The organism is Pseudomonas sp. SC3(2021), from assembly GCF_019856535.1.
Taxonomy (GTDB): Bacteria; Pseudomonadota; Gammaproteobacteria; order Pseudomonadales; family Pseudomonadaceae; genus Aquipseudomonas; species Aquipseudomonas monsensis.
Map to the genome: position 1 here is coordinate 4,253,783 of NZ_CP082236.1, position 13,779 is coordinate 4,267,561.

Sequence of the window (13,779 nt, forward strand, 5' to 3'; positions counted from 1 at the left end):
ACATGGGCAATCACAAGATCGAGATTCGTCGCAGTAACGTCGAGAAAATCCTGCTGGCGGCGGAAAAAGTCTTCGCCGAAAAAGGCTTCGGCGGCACCGCCATGGCCGACATCGCCGCCGAAGTGCAACTGCCGCGCTCCAACCTGCATTACTACTTTTCCACCAAGAGTGAGCTGTACAGCGCGGTGTTGTTCGACTTGCTGGAAGTGTGGAAGCAGGATGCGCTGTGTTTCGAAATGTTCGACGATCCACGGGTGGTGCTCAGCAGCTACATCCGCGCCAAGATGAATCATTCGCGCAGCCGGCCATACGGTTCGAAAGTCTGGGCTAACGAAATCATCCACGGCGCGCCGACGCTGGGCGAAGCGCTGGATGTGAGCCTGTACGACTGGGCGAAAATGAAAGAAGCGAAGATCCGCCAATGGGTGGAAGACCAGCGGATTCTGCCGGTGGAACCGTCGAGCCTGCTGTACATGATCTGGGCCTCGACCCAGCATTACGCCGACTTCGATCATCAAGTGAATATTCTCAACGAACACCAGCCGCTGTCGGACATGCAGTTCGAGCGGGCGGTGCAGACGGTGACCAGTGTGATCTTGCGCGGGATCGGGCTGGAGCCCTGAAAGTAAAAGCCGACCCTCACCCCAACCCTCTCCCGGAGGGAGAGGGAGCTGACCGAGGTGTGTTGAGAGGTACATCGACCTGTAAGACCGGGTCGATTATGGATTCAAGGCGGTTCGTATCTGTCGATCCCAGTCGATTTTGGATTCAAAGCATCTCTCATCTATGAACCCCAGTCGATTTTGGATTCACAACAGTACTTTCAGGTCGGCGGAGTTTGGCAGCATCCCCCAATCGGTCCCCTCTCCCTTTGGGAGAGGGCTAGGGTGAGGGGGCTTTTGGATCAGCCGCCGGTCTAGACCGCAACGTGGTACGGATTCCTCGGATCATGGTTCCAGTCGAGAAACGGCTTGCCCGTCTCCATCGGCACCATCTCGATGCAGCCCTGCACCGGGCAGGTGATCTGGCACAGATTGCAGCCCACGCACTCGTCATCAATCACTTCATATTTATGCGTGCCGTCGGCCTGCTTCAGGCTGCTGATCGCCTGGTGTGAGGTGTCTTCGCAGGCAATGTGGCAACGCCCGCAACCGATGCACGCGTCCTGGTCGATCTTCGCAATCACCTGATAGTTGATGTCGAGGTACTTCCAGTCCGTGGTATTGCCCACCGCACGCCCGGAAAACTCGGCGATGTTGGCGTAGCCCTGACTGTCCATCCACCGCGACAAGCCGTCCTTCATCTCTTCGACAATGCGGAAGCCATGCAACATCGCCGCTGTGCACACCTGCACCGCGCCGCTGCCCAGCGCCATGAATTCCGCCGCATCACGCCAACTGCCGATGCCGCCAATGCCACAAATCGGCAAGCCCTCGGTCTGCGGATCGCGGGCGATTTCGGCGACCATGTTCAGCGCAATCGGCTTGACCGCCGAGCCGCAGTAACCGCCATGGGTGCTTTTGCTGCCGACGGTGGGCAGGGCGACCATGTGTTCCAGGTCGACGCTGGTGATCGAGTTGATCGTATTGATCAGCGACACCGCGTCGGCGCCACCGCGATGCGCGGCGCGGGCGGCGACGCGGATGTCGGTGATGTTCGGCGTCAGTTTGACGATCACCGGCAGCGAGCAATAAGTCTTGCACCAGCGGGTGACCTGCTCGACATACTCCGGCACCTGACCCACCGCCGCGCCCATGCCACGCTCGGGCATACCGTGCGGGCAGCCGAAGTTCAGCTCGATACCGTCAGCGCCGGTGGCTTCGACCAGCGGCAGGATGTGTTTCCACGATTCCTCCACGCACGGCACCATCAGCGAGACGATCAGCGCGCGGTCCGGCCAGTCTTTCTTGACCTGGGTGATTTCGCGCAGGTTGATCTCCAGCGAGCGGTCGGTGATCAGTTCGATGTTGTTGATGCCCAGCACTTCGCGGTTATTGCCGTAGTGTGCCGAGTAGCGCGACGAGACGTTAACCGCCGCCGGGTCCTCGCCGAGGGTTTTCCAGACCACGCCGCCCCAACCGGCCTCGAAGGCACGGACTACGTTGTAAGCCTTGTCGGTCGGCGGCGCGGAGGCCAGCCAGAATGGATTGGGGGCTTTGATACCGGCGAAGACAATCGAGAGATCGGCCATTTACGCAGCCTCCACGTTAAGCATCAGTTGAGCATTGATCGCCTCGGCGGCGCGTTTGCCGTGCTGCACGGCTTGCACGGTGAGGTCCTGATCGAGGCTGGTGCAGTCGCCGCCGGCATACACCCCGGGGATGCTGGTGCGCAGGTTGTCATCGACCTGAATTCGCTCGCCCTGACGCTTGAGTTCGCGGGCCAGCGGGTCGGCGAGGGCGCTGCTGTCGAAGGCTTGACCGATGGCTTTGAAGATCGCATCAGCCGCCAGTTCGAAGGTTTCGCCAGTGGTTTGCAGGCGTCCTTCGACCAGATGCGTGCGGGCGAAACGCATGCCGCGCACCTGGCCTTGCGCGTCGAGCAGCACTTCGTCCGGTTGCGCCCAGGTCAGCAGGCGCACCTGATTGGCTTTGGCGATGTCCTGTTCGTGGCCGGTGGCGCCCATGTCCGCCGCACCCCGGCGATACACCAGATTCACATCGCGGGCACCGAGGCGGGCCATTTGCACGGCCATGTCGATCGCGGTGTTGCCGGCGCCGAGGACGATGCAGCGCTCGGCCAGCGGCAGTTGCGAGAGGTCATCGGCCTGACGCAGTTCGCGGATGTAGTCGGTGGCGGCGAGCAGGCCGGGGGCGTCCTCGTGTTGCAGGCCGAGTTGTTTGCTGGCATTGAGGCCGAGGCCGAGGAACACCGCGTCGAATTGCTGATGCAATTCGCTGAGGGTCAGGTTGTCGCCGAGTTTCTGCCCGTGGCGAATCTCGATGCCGCCGATTTGCAGGAGGAAATCCAGTTCCTTTTGCGCGTAGTCGTCGACCAGTTTGTATTTGGCGATGCCGTATTCGTTGAGGCCGCCGGCTTTCTCCCTCGCTTCGAAAATCACTACGTCATGCCCGTGCATGGCGCTGCGATGAGCGCAGGACAATCCCGCGGGCCCGGCGCCGACCACGGCGATGCGTTTGCCGCTGCTGGCGGCGCGCTGGAACGGGTGCTCGGTGAAGTGCGCGTTGTCCACGGCGTAGCGTTGCAGCAGGCCGATCAGCACTGGCGCGCATTCCTGCGCGTTGTTGCGCACGCAGGCTTGCTGGCAGAGGATTTCGGTCGGACAGACTCGCGCACAACTGCCGCCGAGGATATTCGCCGAAAGGATTTTCTGCGCTGCACCGGGCACGTTGTCCTGATGGATGTTGCGGATGAACGACGGAATGTCGATCTCGCTCGGGCACGCATTGACGCACGGCGCGTCGTAGCAATACAGGCAGCGCGAGGCTTCCAGATGCGCCTGCCGGGCGTTGAGTGGCGGCGCCAGATCGGTGAAATGGCCGGCGAGGGCGGCGGCGCTTTCGTGTGGGTGCGGGAGATGGTTCAGGGTCTCGATCACGGTTTTTTGCCTCACGGTTATTTGAGGTTTCTGCCTCTGTCGGGCAGTGGTTTTTGTGGCGTTCGGGATGGCCTCTTCGCGAGCAAGCTCGCTCCCACATTTGGAATGCATTCCCCTGTGGGAGCGAGCTTGCTCGCGAAGGCCGAAGGCCTGGTTTTCAGCGTTTCACAGCAGTCGGCTTGTGCATCTCAGCCCGCTTGCTCAGCAAATCAAACACCGCCGGATACGCCGGCCGTTCGATGTAGCGCCCGGCCCCGCGCTCGGCGCGCAGGTCGCCGTCCGCCCAGACCACTTTGCCCTGGCTGACGGTATGGCTCGGCACGCCGCGCACGGTCTTGCCTTCGAAGATGTTGAAGTCCACCTGCTGATGGTGGGTCTTGGCGGAGATGGTGCGGGTACCTTGCGGGTCCCACAGCACCAGGTCGGCATCGGCACCCACACGAATCGCGCCTTTGCGTGGGTAGAGGTTGAAGATTTTCGCAGTGTTGGTGGAGGTGAGGGCGACGAAGTCCTGCATCGACAAACGCCCACTGTTGACCCCTTCGTCCCACAACACTGCCATGCGGTCTTCGATGCCGGCGGTGCCGTTGGGGATCTTGCTGAAGTCGTCGCGCCCGGCGGCTTTTTGCTCGGCGCAGAAGCAGCAGTGGTCGGTGGCGGTGGTGTGCAGGTTGCCGCTTTGCAGGCCATGCCACAGCGCTTGCTGATGCCCGCGCGGACGGAACGGCGGGCTCATCACGTAACCGGCGGCGGTCTGCCAGTCCGGGTGCTGATAGACGCTGTCGTCGAGCAGCAGATGCCCGGCCAGCACTTCGCCGTACACCGGTTGGCCCTTGCTGCGGGCATAGGTGATTTCGTCGAGGGCTTCCTTGGTGGAAACGTGCACCAGGTACAACGGCGTACCGATGGTTTCGGCAATGCGAATCGCCCGGCTCGCCGCTTCGCCTTCCACCTGCGACGGCCGCGACAGCGGATGCGCTTCCGGCCCGGTGATGCCCTGGGCCATCAACTTGCGTTGCAGGTGATAGACCAGCTCGCCGTTTTCCGCGTGCACGGTCGGCACCGCGCCGAGTTCCAGGCAGCGCTCGAAACTCGCCACCAGCGTGTCGTCGGCGGCCATGATCGCGTTCTTGTAGGCCATGAAATGCTTGAAGCTGTTGATCCCGTGATGGCTGACCAGCTCGGCCATCTCCTCACGCACCTGCTCGCTCCACCAGGTGATCGCGACGTGGAAGCCATAGTCGGACGCGGACTTCTCGGCCCAGCCGCGCCACTGATGAAAGGCTTCCATCAGTGACTGTTGCGGATTGGGAATCACGAAGTCGATGATCGAGGTGGTGCCACCGGCCAGACCGGCCGCCGTGCCACTGAAGAAGTCTTCACTGGCCACGGTGCCCATGAAGGGCAGTTGCATGTGGGTGTGTGGGTCGATGCCGCCGGGCATCAGGTATTGACCGCTGCCATCGAGCACTTCGGCGTCGGCGGGAATATCAAGGTGTTCACCAATGGCTTTGATCACGCCGTCGGCGCAATAGACGTCGGCGCGATAACTTTCATCATGGGTAACAACGGTGGCGCCACGGATCAACAGAGACATTCCGAGTTCCTCGCAGGCATGACCGACTGGTATCGGTTCTATATGTTTTATTGATGTACAGCGATGAACGGCGTATTCCTGTCATGGCTGTCAGGAATAGAAACTAGTCGCAGTTTTGAAATTGATCAAGATTATTTTTTATAAGCTTATGAATGTTTTAAGTGTATGAAAAATAAAGATAAAAAACCTAAATCACCAAAATGGTGAGGCTGTTCACCATTTTGACGCACTTGACAGGATGGAAATATGAGCAAGATTTCCTATGTGAAATCAGCCGCTTGAAGTTGAGCTGCGGTCGATCGCCCCGAATGAAAAAAATTGCAGTGCACCAGATTGAGTCCTGACAGTTCGAACAACTTGGCAAACGTTTAGCCTGAGCGTGCAGACAGGTTTTCACGGACTCTCTCGATAAATAATTAAAACCGAGCAATATCAGAAAGTTGCAATGTATTTGAACCACGGCCCGATGCGTAAGCGGGGCACCCGGCACGTTTATTGATGCCGCCGCTGACACCATGGCCGGTACACGAAAGTTGTCAGTTCCTCCGGCCATCGTCCGGCTCGCACCCTGGTGTGCAGCCGCCTGATGAGCAAAAAAATAATCAGAAGAACAGTGGAGCGGCCATGCAACAGAACAGATCGCAAGTGACCGAGCGCGACGGCTTGTTCGAACTCGAAGCCGGCAGCGACGTCCTCGACAGTCCCCGTTACAACCACGACATGGCACCGACCAAGGTGCGCGAACGAACCTGGAACAAATGGCACATCACCGCGCTGTGGGTCGGCATGTCGGTGTGCGTGCCGACCTACACCCTCGGCGGCGTGCTCACCGCGTATTTCGGCCTGAGCGTGGGCGAAGCGCTGATGGCGATTCTGCTGGCCAACGTCATTGTGCTGATCCCGCTCACGCTCAACGCTTTCCCGGGCACCAAGTACGGGATTCCATTCCCGGTGCTGCTGCGTTCGTCGTTCGGCGTGCTCGGCTCCAACGTGCCGTGCCTGATTCGCGCGCTGGTGGCGTGTGGATGGTTCGGCATTCAAACGATGTTTGGCGGCCTGGCGATTCACCTGTTTCTCGGTTCGGTGTTCGAGGGCTGGAAATCCCTGGGTGGCACCGGCGAGGTGATCGGCTTCATGATCTTCTGGTCGCTGAACCTGTGGGTGGTGATTCGTGGCGCCGAGTCGATCAAATGGCTGGAAACCCTGTCCGCGCCGTTGCTGGTGGCAGTCGGCATTGGCTTGCTGATGTGGGCGATGCCCAATGTGTCGATGACCGAGCTGCTGGCGATTCCACCGAAACGCCCGGAAGGCGCCAGTGTGGTCAGTTACTTCGCCGCCGGGCTGACCGCGATGGTGGGCTTCTGGGCCACGTTGTCGCTGAACATTCCTGACTTCAGCCGTTACGCCAAGAGCCAGAAGGACCAGATCCTTGGGCAGATTTTCGGCTTGCCACTGACCATGTTCCTGTTCGCCTCGCTGGGTGTGGTGATGACCGCCGCCTCGGTGAAACTGGTGGGTGTCACGGTGTCCGATCCGGTCAGTCTGATCGGCCACATTCAAAGCCCGGTGTGGGTCGCGGTGGCCATGGCGCTGATCATCATCGCCACGCTGTCGACCAACACCGCAGCGAACATTGTTTCGCCGACCAACGACTTCCAGAACATTGCGCCCAAGGTCATCAACCGCACCAAAGCAGTGTTGCTCACCGGGTTGGTCGGGCTGGCCTTGATGGCCCACGAACTGCTGAAAAAGCTGGGGCTGATCGTTTCCGACGTCAGCCTGGAGACCGTGTATTCCAACTGGCTGCTGGGCTATTCGAGCCTGCTCGGGCCGATCGCCGGGATCATGGTGGTGGACTATTTCCTGATCAAGAAACAGCAACTGGACCTGGCCGGGTTGTACCGCGACGATGTGTATCCGGCGTGGAACTGGGCCGGATTTACCGCGTTTGGCGTGCCGGTGCTGCTGACCCTGTTGTCGCTGGGCAGCGATGCGTTCAGTTGGTTCTACAGCTACGGCTGGTTCACCGGCTCGGCGCTGGGCGGGGTGATTTATTACGGGTTGTGCGTGATGCGGGCGCAGCCTTCGGTCATGAAAACAGCGGTGTAAGGGAAGGCTTCATCGCTGGCAAGCCAGCTCCCACAGGGATCGAGTCGTACACAAATTGTGGGCACACCCAAAAACCTGTGGGAGCTGGCTTGCCAGCGATGGCGGCCCAAAAAGCACCACAGAAATATCATAAGAAACTGCCTGAGGAGATCAACATGAACGCAGCCGTAGACGTTCTGCAATCCACCCATCAGCACATCAACCGCGACCGCCTCTGGGCCTCGCTCATGGAACTGGCCAAGCTTGGCGCCACGGTCAAGGGCGGGGTCTGTCGCCTGGCCCTGACCGACCTCGACCGCCAGGCCCGCGACCTCTTCGTGCAATGGTGCAAGGACGCCGGGTGCAGCGTCACGGTCGATCAGGTGGGCAACATCTTCGCCCGCCGTCCGGGGCGTAATCCCGATCTGCCGCCGGTGATGACCGGTAGCCACATCGACACTCAGCCCACCGGCGGCAAGTTCGACGGCTGCTTCGGCGTGCTCGCCGGCGTCGAAGTGTTGCGCACCCTCAATGACCTCGGCGTGGAAACCGAAGCGCCGCTGGAGGTGGTGGTCTGGACCAACGAAGAGGGCTCTCGTTTCGCCCCATGCATGATGGGCTCCGGAGTGTTTGCCGAAAAATTCACCCTCGAAGAAACCCTGGCCAAGGTCGATGCCGAGGGCGTCACCGTCCGCGAAGCGCTCAACGCCATCGGCTATGCCGGGCCGCGCAAAGTCAGCGGGCACAAGGTCGGCGCGTATTTCGAGGCGCACATCGAGCAAGGCCCGATCCTCGAAGACCAACAGAAAACCATCGGCGTGGTGCTCGGCGCGCTCGGGCAGAAGTGGTTCGACCTCAAGCTACGTGGGGTTGAAGCCCATGCCGGGCCGACGCCGATGCACCTGCGCAAGGACGCCCTGGTCGGTGCCTCGGTGATCGTCGGTGCGGTCAACCGCGCCGCCCTCGGCCATCAACCCCACGCCTGTGGCACTGTCGGTTGCCTGCAGGCCTATCCCGGCTCGCGCAACGTCATCCCCGGCGAAGTGCGCATGACCCTAGATTTTCGTCATCTGGAGCCGGCACGCCTGGATTCGATGATCGCCGAGGTGAAACACGTCATCGACGCCACCTGCGAAGAGCACGGGCTGACCTATGAACTGACCCCGACCGCCGACTTCCCGCCGCTGTACTTCGAGAAGGGCTGTGTGACGGCGGTGCGCGGCGCGGCGAAAGGGCTGGGTCTGTCGCACATGGACATCGTCAGTGGCGCCGGGCATGACGCGATTTTCCTCGCCGAACTCGGCCCGGCCGGGATGATTTTTGTGCCGTGCGAAGGCGGCATCAGCCACAACGAAATCGAGAACGCCGCGCCGGATGATCTGGCGGCGGGGTGTGCGGTATTGCTGCGGGCGATGCTGGCGGCTTCGGCGATGGTGGCGGGCGGTCAACGCGCAGCGTGAGCGCGCATTAAAAACGGGATAACCACTCAATAGCGGTTATCCCGTTGTCATTGTTCAGACGTCGAAATCTCTTCGTCTTGTCATGTTTCCGTCATCAGCGTGTGCAATTTTGCCCCTGCCTGAAACACAGGGTAACGGGTTCGGAGTGGGGGGTAACAGGAAAACCACCTGTCCAATACCGTTACGCAATTGGGCTACCCGGCGGATTTCCATCGCAGAAGAGGTGGAAGTCATCGACCATCATCCCGGTTACGAGCAGTACTGAGCGCAGAGACTCGGCTCTGCCGCCGATATCCAGCCGATCGGTGCTGCCGTCACACAGGTCTTTCAGCGTTGGGACAAGGCGGACTTGTTGCTGAAGATCAGTCAGCAAAGCGCTGCGCTCCTGGCTACGTCGATACTCGACAACACCCTGAATTTCACCGGGCAAATGACCACGGCGCAGGATGTGCAGGCGTATGCGGTGCTCGCGCGGCTGGTGAATTCTTCCATGCTACGCAAGGAATTACTGAAACTGGGACTGTGCGCTGGCCATCAAGGCGCGCCAAACACCATCGTCCAGTAAACCCCTTCATCGCTGCGCGCCTCACTGGCGAAGCCGGCGCCGACCTGGGTGAACATCGGGTTCATCAGGTTGGCGCAATGCCCGGGGCTGGCCAGCCATCCGGCCATCGCCTTGCCCGGTGAGCTCTGCCCGGCGGCAATATTTTCGCCGATTTGCCGGCCACGGTAGCCCGCTGCCCGGGCGCGGTCGGCGGGCAGGTCACCGTCCGGATCGCGGTGAGCGAAATAGTTGCCGTAGGCCATCGCTTTGCTGTGGCCCTGCGCGGCGGCACCGAGCGCGGCATTCCAGCTTAAGGGGCGGGCGGCGGCGAACCGCTGACGGCCACACATTCTTGGCCGCGCCCGGGCGGCGTTGACCTCGGCGAGCAACGCCTTGCCGACGCTGCGGTTATCGCCAACACGACTGTCGAGCACCGGCTGTGCCAGCACCACTTGCCATTCATTGCGCGAACGACTGACGCCGATGTCGGCGTAGCTCGCATCCAGCAACGCGGCGCAGTGGTCGTTCTGGAGCAGGTCGAAGGCTGCTTCGGCGTCCTCGGCACCGACCACGCGAATACTGCGCACCGCCACGGCGGAATACCCGGACGACTTCAACGCTTCACGCATGCCACCGGCGTAGCGATAACCGATCGGCAAGGCCAGGTTCGACTTCAATGCCAAGGGCGCCAGGCGTTGTGCGGGGCGGCGATCGCAGCGTTGCGGATGGGCACGGTAGTCATTGATGGCCGCCACCAGTTGCCGTTCCGCACCCGCGTGGGCGGTTTCAGCGAACAGCGGCGAAAGGATCAGCAGGCACAGCGAAACGAAGCGAGACGAACGGACGGCGTGGCGCATGGGACAGACAGCTCTGAAAAAGGGGAACAGCGCTTGAGTGGGGTTCACCGCAGAACACGGCGCGCGTAGGACTGGGCTTTTCGGACTTGGTTCAAGAGGCGGCAAAGGCTTTTTTTTCGAGGCGACGAAGCGTGGGTCAAGCAGATATTCAAGTGGCCTTGGATGGCCCTGTCGCGAGCAGGCTCACTCCTGCAGTTGAAATGCATTCCTCTGTAGCAGTGAGCCTGCTCGCGATGGAGCCATTGAAAGCCACACGACCCTCAGCGATTCAACACATCCCTCATCCACTGCAGATATTCCCGCCGCTCGGAGATCGAGTTATGCCCCGAATCCGGCACCACCTTCAACACCGCCACACCCCTGGGAAAGCTGTCCAGCAAGCGCTCGGTACTGGCCCGCGCAATCACCTCGTCATCACTTGCCGCGAGCAGCAACGTCGGCACACGGATGTGCGCGGCGTACCTGCCCGACTCGAAGCGATCCCTGAGCAACCATTTCACCGGCAGCCACGGATAATGCTGTTCGGCGATTTCTTCAAGACTGTTATACGGCGTCACCAGAATCAGTTGCTGCACCGGGCGCTGACTGGCCAGGCGTACGGCAACGCCGGAACCGAGGCTGCGTCCGACCACGGCTATCTGTGGATGACTGGCGTACACCTGATCGAACAGTGCCAGGGCGTCCTCGGCAATTGCCTCCTCGGACGGCGAGCCGCCGCTGCCGCCGAAGCCCCGGTAGTGCAGGAAATACAGCGCGTCATCCGGAAAGGCTTCGGCGAACCCCGGTAGATTGCGCGACACGTCCTCGGCATTGCCGCCGAAATAGATCACTGCTCGCGGTCCGGCGCGTGCGCGCGTGGTCACCCAAACGTCGGCATCCGGCATCGACAGTTTCAGGCGAGCGTCCGCTGCTTCGACCGCAGCGGGCCGCGGGAAGTAGATCAACGAGCGCTGAAACACGAACAGCGCGGCGCACAGCGCCAGGTACAGGGCAACGATCAAGGCGACGAGTGACATCAGGCGTCGGGACATTCGGCTACTTTTAACGGGTGTGAGGGTTCGCTGTCGCAGTGTAGTCCAGCATGGCGAGCGGACAGCCTGCGCACACAACGTGCAACAGATCCAGGCAGCAGGAGAACCAGCATGAGCCACACTGAGGGTTATTCCCGTCGCCGATTGCTCACACTGGCTGCCGGGGTTTCGGCGGTCTTCACCCTTGAGCGGGCGCTGGCCATTGCCACCACGCCCGCGATTTCCGGAGGCCAGACCATGCAGACCCGCGTCATCCCCTCAAGCTCCGAGTCGCTGCCCATGGTGGGCCTGGGCACTTATCGCGGTTTTGACGTTGCGCCGGGCGATCCGGTCTACCGGCAACTGCCGGCCGTGCTCGATGAGTTGTTCGGCAAGGGCGGCACTGTCATCGACAGCTCGCCGATGTATGGCCGTGCCGAACAGACCACCGGTGAACTGCTGTCGATCCACGAACCGCGCTCGCCAGCGTTTCTGGCCACCAAGGTGTGGACCCGCGGGCGCGCCGAGGGCATCGCGCAGATGGAGCAGTCGTTCAGCCTGCTGCGCACCGAACGCATCGACCTGATGCAGATCCACAACCTGCTCGACTGGCAAACCCACCTGCCGACCCTGCGGGAGTGGAAAGAGCAGGGGCGCATCCGCTACATCGGCATCACCCATTACACGCCTTCGGCTTATGACGAAGTCGAAGCGGTACTCAAGGCCGAGCCCGTCGACTTCCTGCAAATCAACTACGCCCTCGACGATCGTGGTGTGGAAAAGCGCCTCTTGCCGCTGTGCCGCGAGCGCGGTGTGGCCGTGATCTGCAACCGGCCGTTTGGCGGCGGTGGCGTGCTCGCCAGGCTCAAGGACAAGCCGCTGCCGGGCTGGGTCTCGGACGTGCAGGTCAACAGCTGGCCCCAACTGGCGCTGAAGTTTCTGCTGGCGCATCCAGCGGTGACCTGTGTGATTCCGGGCACCAGCAATCCGCGCTACATGGCCGATAACGCCCGGGCCGGGTTCGGGCCGATGTTGACGGATGCGCAGCGGCACCAGCTGATTGCGTTGCTTGGTTAGGGCCGCTCAACCGCGAAACCGCAACGCCTCCAGTAACAAGGCAAACGCCGGTGCCGCCTGGCGTCGGCTCGGGTAGTACAGGTGATAGCCGGCGAACGTCGGGCACCAGTCCTCCAGAACTTGCTGCAGACGGCCCTCGGCCAGATACGGCGCGACGATGTTCTGCGGGATGTAACTCAGGCCAAAGCCATCCAGCGCCGCATTGAGCAGCGGGTAGACGCCGTTCAGGGTGATCTGCCCCGAGACACGCACTTTCAGGCGTTCGCCATCCTTCTCGAACTCCCAGGTATAGAGCCCGCCGTTGGTCGGCAGGCGCAGGTTGTTGCAGGCATGCCCGGTCAAATCCCGTGGGGTGTGCGGTGCCGGATGACGGGCGAAGTACTCCGGCGCACCGACCACCGCCATGCGCATGTCCGGGCCGATGCGGGTGGCGATCATGCCTTGGGCGACGTCCTCGCCCAGGCGCACGCCCGCATCGAAGCCTTGTCCCGCGATATCGACGAAGCCGTAATCGCAGCAGACCTCGACGGCGATGTCCGGATACTTGGGCAGAAAAGTCTGCAGCACCGGGCGCAGCAGCCAGTCCAGCGAATGGTCGGTGGCACTGATGCGGATTCTGCCGGCCGGGGTTTCACGCAGGTGACTCAGGGCGGCGAGTTCGCGCTCGATCTCTTCGAAACGCGGGCCGATGCTTTGCAGCAGGTGTTCGCCGGCCTCGGTTGGCGAAACGCTGCGAGTGGTGCGGGTCAGCAGGCGCAGGCCCAGACGGGTTTCGAGGGCGCGGATGGTGTGGCTGAGTGCCGATTGCGAAACGCCCAGTTTGGCGGCTGCCTTGGTGAAGCTACGCGCGCGCGCGACGGCGAGGAAGGCGAGCAGGTCAGTGGCGTTTTCCCGAAGCATTGATGAATGTCCTGCATAAGTTTTTTCGAATTCTAGTCGATTATCTGAAGAGTACAGCCCGCTAAAGTGACCTGCAGGCGCTGCCGAAGGCTGCACCTACCGATTTTTTTTGCATTCTGGAGGGCATGTCATGAACCCGATTACTGCTTCAGCGTTGACGTTGTCTCTGTTGGCTGCGGATGTGCAGGCCAATGAAAGTGCACGCGTGACGGTCACGCCCAATGGCTCACAACCTTCGGCCCGCGGCCCGGCGGATTGGTTCACCGGAATCGTGCGGGTCGATGCGCCGTTCAAGGGCTCGGATGCCGCGCGGGTCAGCGGCGCCACGGTGACGTTCGAGCCGGGAGCGCGGACGGCATGGCACACCCACCCGTTGGGGCAGACGTTGATCGTGACGGCCGGTGCCGGTTTCGTGCAGGAATGGGGCCAGCCAATACGCGAGATTCGCCCTGGCGACACGGTGTGGATTGCACCAGATGTGAAGCATTGGCATGGCGCAGCACCGACGACGGCGATGACGCACATTGCGATTGCCGAGGTGCTGGACGGCGAGGTGGTGGAGTGGATGGAGCAAGTAGGGGAGGCGCAATATCCGCGGAGTGAGTGACGCACCAGTTCCCCACGCCCATGTGCTACAAGGCCCTCACCCAATCCTCTCCCTTTGGGAGAGGGTCAGGGTGAGGGGCT

Annotated in this window: 11 protein-coding genes and 1 pseudogene; 6 read left to right on the forward strand and 6 right to left on the reverse strand. The window is 61.6% G+C overall.

Annotated features, from left to right (window positions below):
• The first annotated feature begins 2 nt into the window (after positions 1 to 2).
• A complete protein-coding gene (locus tag K5Y35_RS19085; protein ID WP_064587091.1) occupies positions 3 to 623 on the forward strand; it encodes a TetR/AcrR family transcriptional regulator in 621 nt (206 codons plus the stop codon).
• A 293-nt stretch (positions 624 to 916) separates the two neighbouring features.
• Here the strand turns inward: K5Y35_RS19085 and preA are convergent, their stop codons facing one another.
• From preA to hydA, 3 genes are all read right to left on the reverse strand, one after another.
• Positions 917 to 2,191: an NAD-dependent dihydropyrimidine dehydrogenase subunit PreA gene (gene preA / locus K5Y35_RS19090; RefSeq protein WP_222832614.1), complete on the reverse strand. Its 1,275-nt coding sequence runs from the start codon at positions 2,189 to 2,191 to the stop codon at positions 917 to 919.
• The gene (locus tag K5Y35_RS19095; protein WP_123462964.1) at positions 2,192 to 3,559 is read right to left on the reverse strand and encodes an NAD(P)-dependent oxidoreductase; all 1,368 of its coding nucleotides are present in this window, start codon (positions 3,557 to 3,559) and stop codon (positions 2,192 to 2,194) included.
• Positions 3,560 to 3,716: 157 nt separating this feature from the next.
• The gene (hydA, locus tag K5Y35_RS19100; protein ID WP_123462646.1) at positions 3,717 to 5,156 is read right to left on the reverse strand and encodes a dihydropyrimidinase; all 1,440 of its coding nucleotides are present in this window, start codon (positions 5,154 to 5,156) and stop codon (positions 3,717 to 3,719) included.
• Between the two features lie 624 nt (positions 5,157 to 5,780).
• On the opposite strand from hydA, the gene K5Y35_RS19105 reads away from it, so the two are divergent.
• From K5Y35_RS19105 to K5Y35_RS19115, 3 genes and pseudogenes are all read left to right on the forward strand, one after another.
• The gene (locus K5Y35_RS19105) at positions 5,781 to 7,265 is read left to right on the forward strand and encodes an NCS1 family nucleobase:cation symporter-1 (protein ID WP_128615127.1); all 1,485 of its coding nucleotides are present in this window, start codon (positions 5,781 to 5,783) and stop codon (positions 7,263 to 7,265) included.
• Between the two features lie 155 nt (positions 7,266 to 7,420).
• Positions 7,421 to 8,704 (forward strand): Zn-dependent hydrolase, encoded by a 1,284-nt coding sequence (locus K5Y35_RS19110; RefSeq protein WP_222832615.1) that lies wholly within the window; start codon positions 7,421 to 7,423, stop codon positions 8,702 to 8,704.
• 220 nt (positions 8,705 to 8,924) lie between these two features.
• Positions 8,925 to 9,176 (forward strand): annotated as a pseudogene (locus K5Y35_RS19115) (DHH family protein); the annotation flags it as partial.
• 62 nt (positions 9,177 to 9,238) lie between these two features.
• Here the strand turns inward: K5Y35_RS19115 and K5Y35_RS19120 are convergent.
• Both K5Y35_RS19120 and K5Y35_RS19125 read right to left on the reverse strand, forming a co-directional pair.
• Entirely contained in the window at positions 9,239 to 10,105 is an 867-nt protein-coding gene (locus K5Y35_RS19120; RefSeq protein WP_186744241.1) for a CAP domain-containing protein, read from the reverse strand.
• A gap of 260 nt (positions 10,106 to 10,365) precedes the next feature.
• Positions 10,366 to 11,136 (reverse strand): alpha/beta hydrolase, encoded by a 771-nt coding sequence (locus tag K5Y35_RS19125; RefSeq protein ID WP_222832616.1) that lies wholly within the window; start codon positions 11,134 to 11,136, stop codon positions 10,366 to 10,368.
• 111 nt (positions 11,137 to 11,247) lie between these two features.
• On the opposite strand from K5Y35_RS19125, the gene K5Y35_RS19130 reads away from it, so the two are divergent.
• A complete protein-coding gene (locus K5Y35_RS19130; RefSeq protein WP_222832617.1) occupies positions 11,248 to 12,192 on the forward strand; it encodes an aldo/keto reductase in 945 nt (314 codons plus the stop codon).
• A 6-nt stretch (positions 12,193 to 12,198) separates the two neighbouring features.
• On the opposite strand, the gene K5Y35_RS19135 is transcribed toward K5Y35_RS19130, so the two are convergent.
• A complete protein-coding gene (locus K5Y35_RS19135; RefSeq protein WP_123462655.1) occupies positions 12,199 to 13,092 on the reverse strand; it encodes a LysR family transcriptional regulator in 894 nt (297 codons plus the stop codon).
• Positions 13,093 to 13,222: 130 nt separating this feature from the next.
• On the opposite strand from K5Y35_RS19135, the gene K5Y35_RS19140 reads away from it, so the two are divergent.
• Positions 13,223 to 13,699 carry a cupin domain-containing protein gene (locus K5Y35_RS19140; protein WP_123462657.1) on the forward strand — a complete coding sequence of 159 codons (477 nt, stop codon included), beginning with the start codon at positions 13,223 to 13,225 and terminating at the stop codon, positions 13,697 to 13,699.
• Positions 13,700 to 13,779 lie beyond the last annotated feature (80 nt).

Coding starts and splice junctions, on each gene's coding strand:
- preA (WP_222832614.1), bottom strand. CDS start 2,191: ATGGCCGATCTCTCGATTGTCTTCGCCGGTATCAAAGCCCCCAATCCA.
- K5Y35_RS19120 (WP_186744241.1), bottom strand. CDS start 10,105: ATGCGCCACGCCGTCCGTTCGTCTCGCTTCGTTTCGCTGTGCCTGCTG.
- K5Y35_RS19110 (WP_222832615.1), top strand. CDS start 7,421: ATGAACGCAGCCGTAGACGTTCTGCAATCCACCCATCAGCACATCAAC.
- K5Y35_RS19130 (WP_222832617.1), top strand. CDS start 11,248: ATGAGCCACACTGAGGGTTATTCCCGTCGCCGATTGCTCACACTGGCT.
- K5Y35_RS19105 (WP_128615127.1), top strand. CDS start 5,781: ATGCAACAGAACAGATCGCAAGTGACCGAGCGCGACGGCTTGTTCGAA.
- K5Y35_RS19140 (WP_123462657.1), top strand. CDS start 13,223: ATGAACCCGATTACTGCTTCAGCGTTGACGTTGTCTCTGTTGGCTGCG.
- K5Y35_RS19135 (WP_123462655.1), bottom strand. CDS start 13,092: ATGCTTCGGGAAAACGCCACTGACCTGCTCGCCTTCCTCGCCGTCGCG.
- K5Y35_RS19085 (WP_064587091.1), top strand. CDS start 3: ATGGGCAATCACAAGATCGAGATTCGTCGCAGTAACGTCGAGAAAATC.
- K5Y35_RS19125 (WP_222832616.1), bottom strand. CDS start 11,136: ATGTCCCGACGCCTGATGTCACTCGTCGCCTTGATCGTTGCCCTGTAC.
- hydA (WP_123462646.1), bottom strand. CDS start 5,156: ATGTCTCTGTTGATCCGTGGCGCCACCGTTGTTACCCATGATGAAAGT.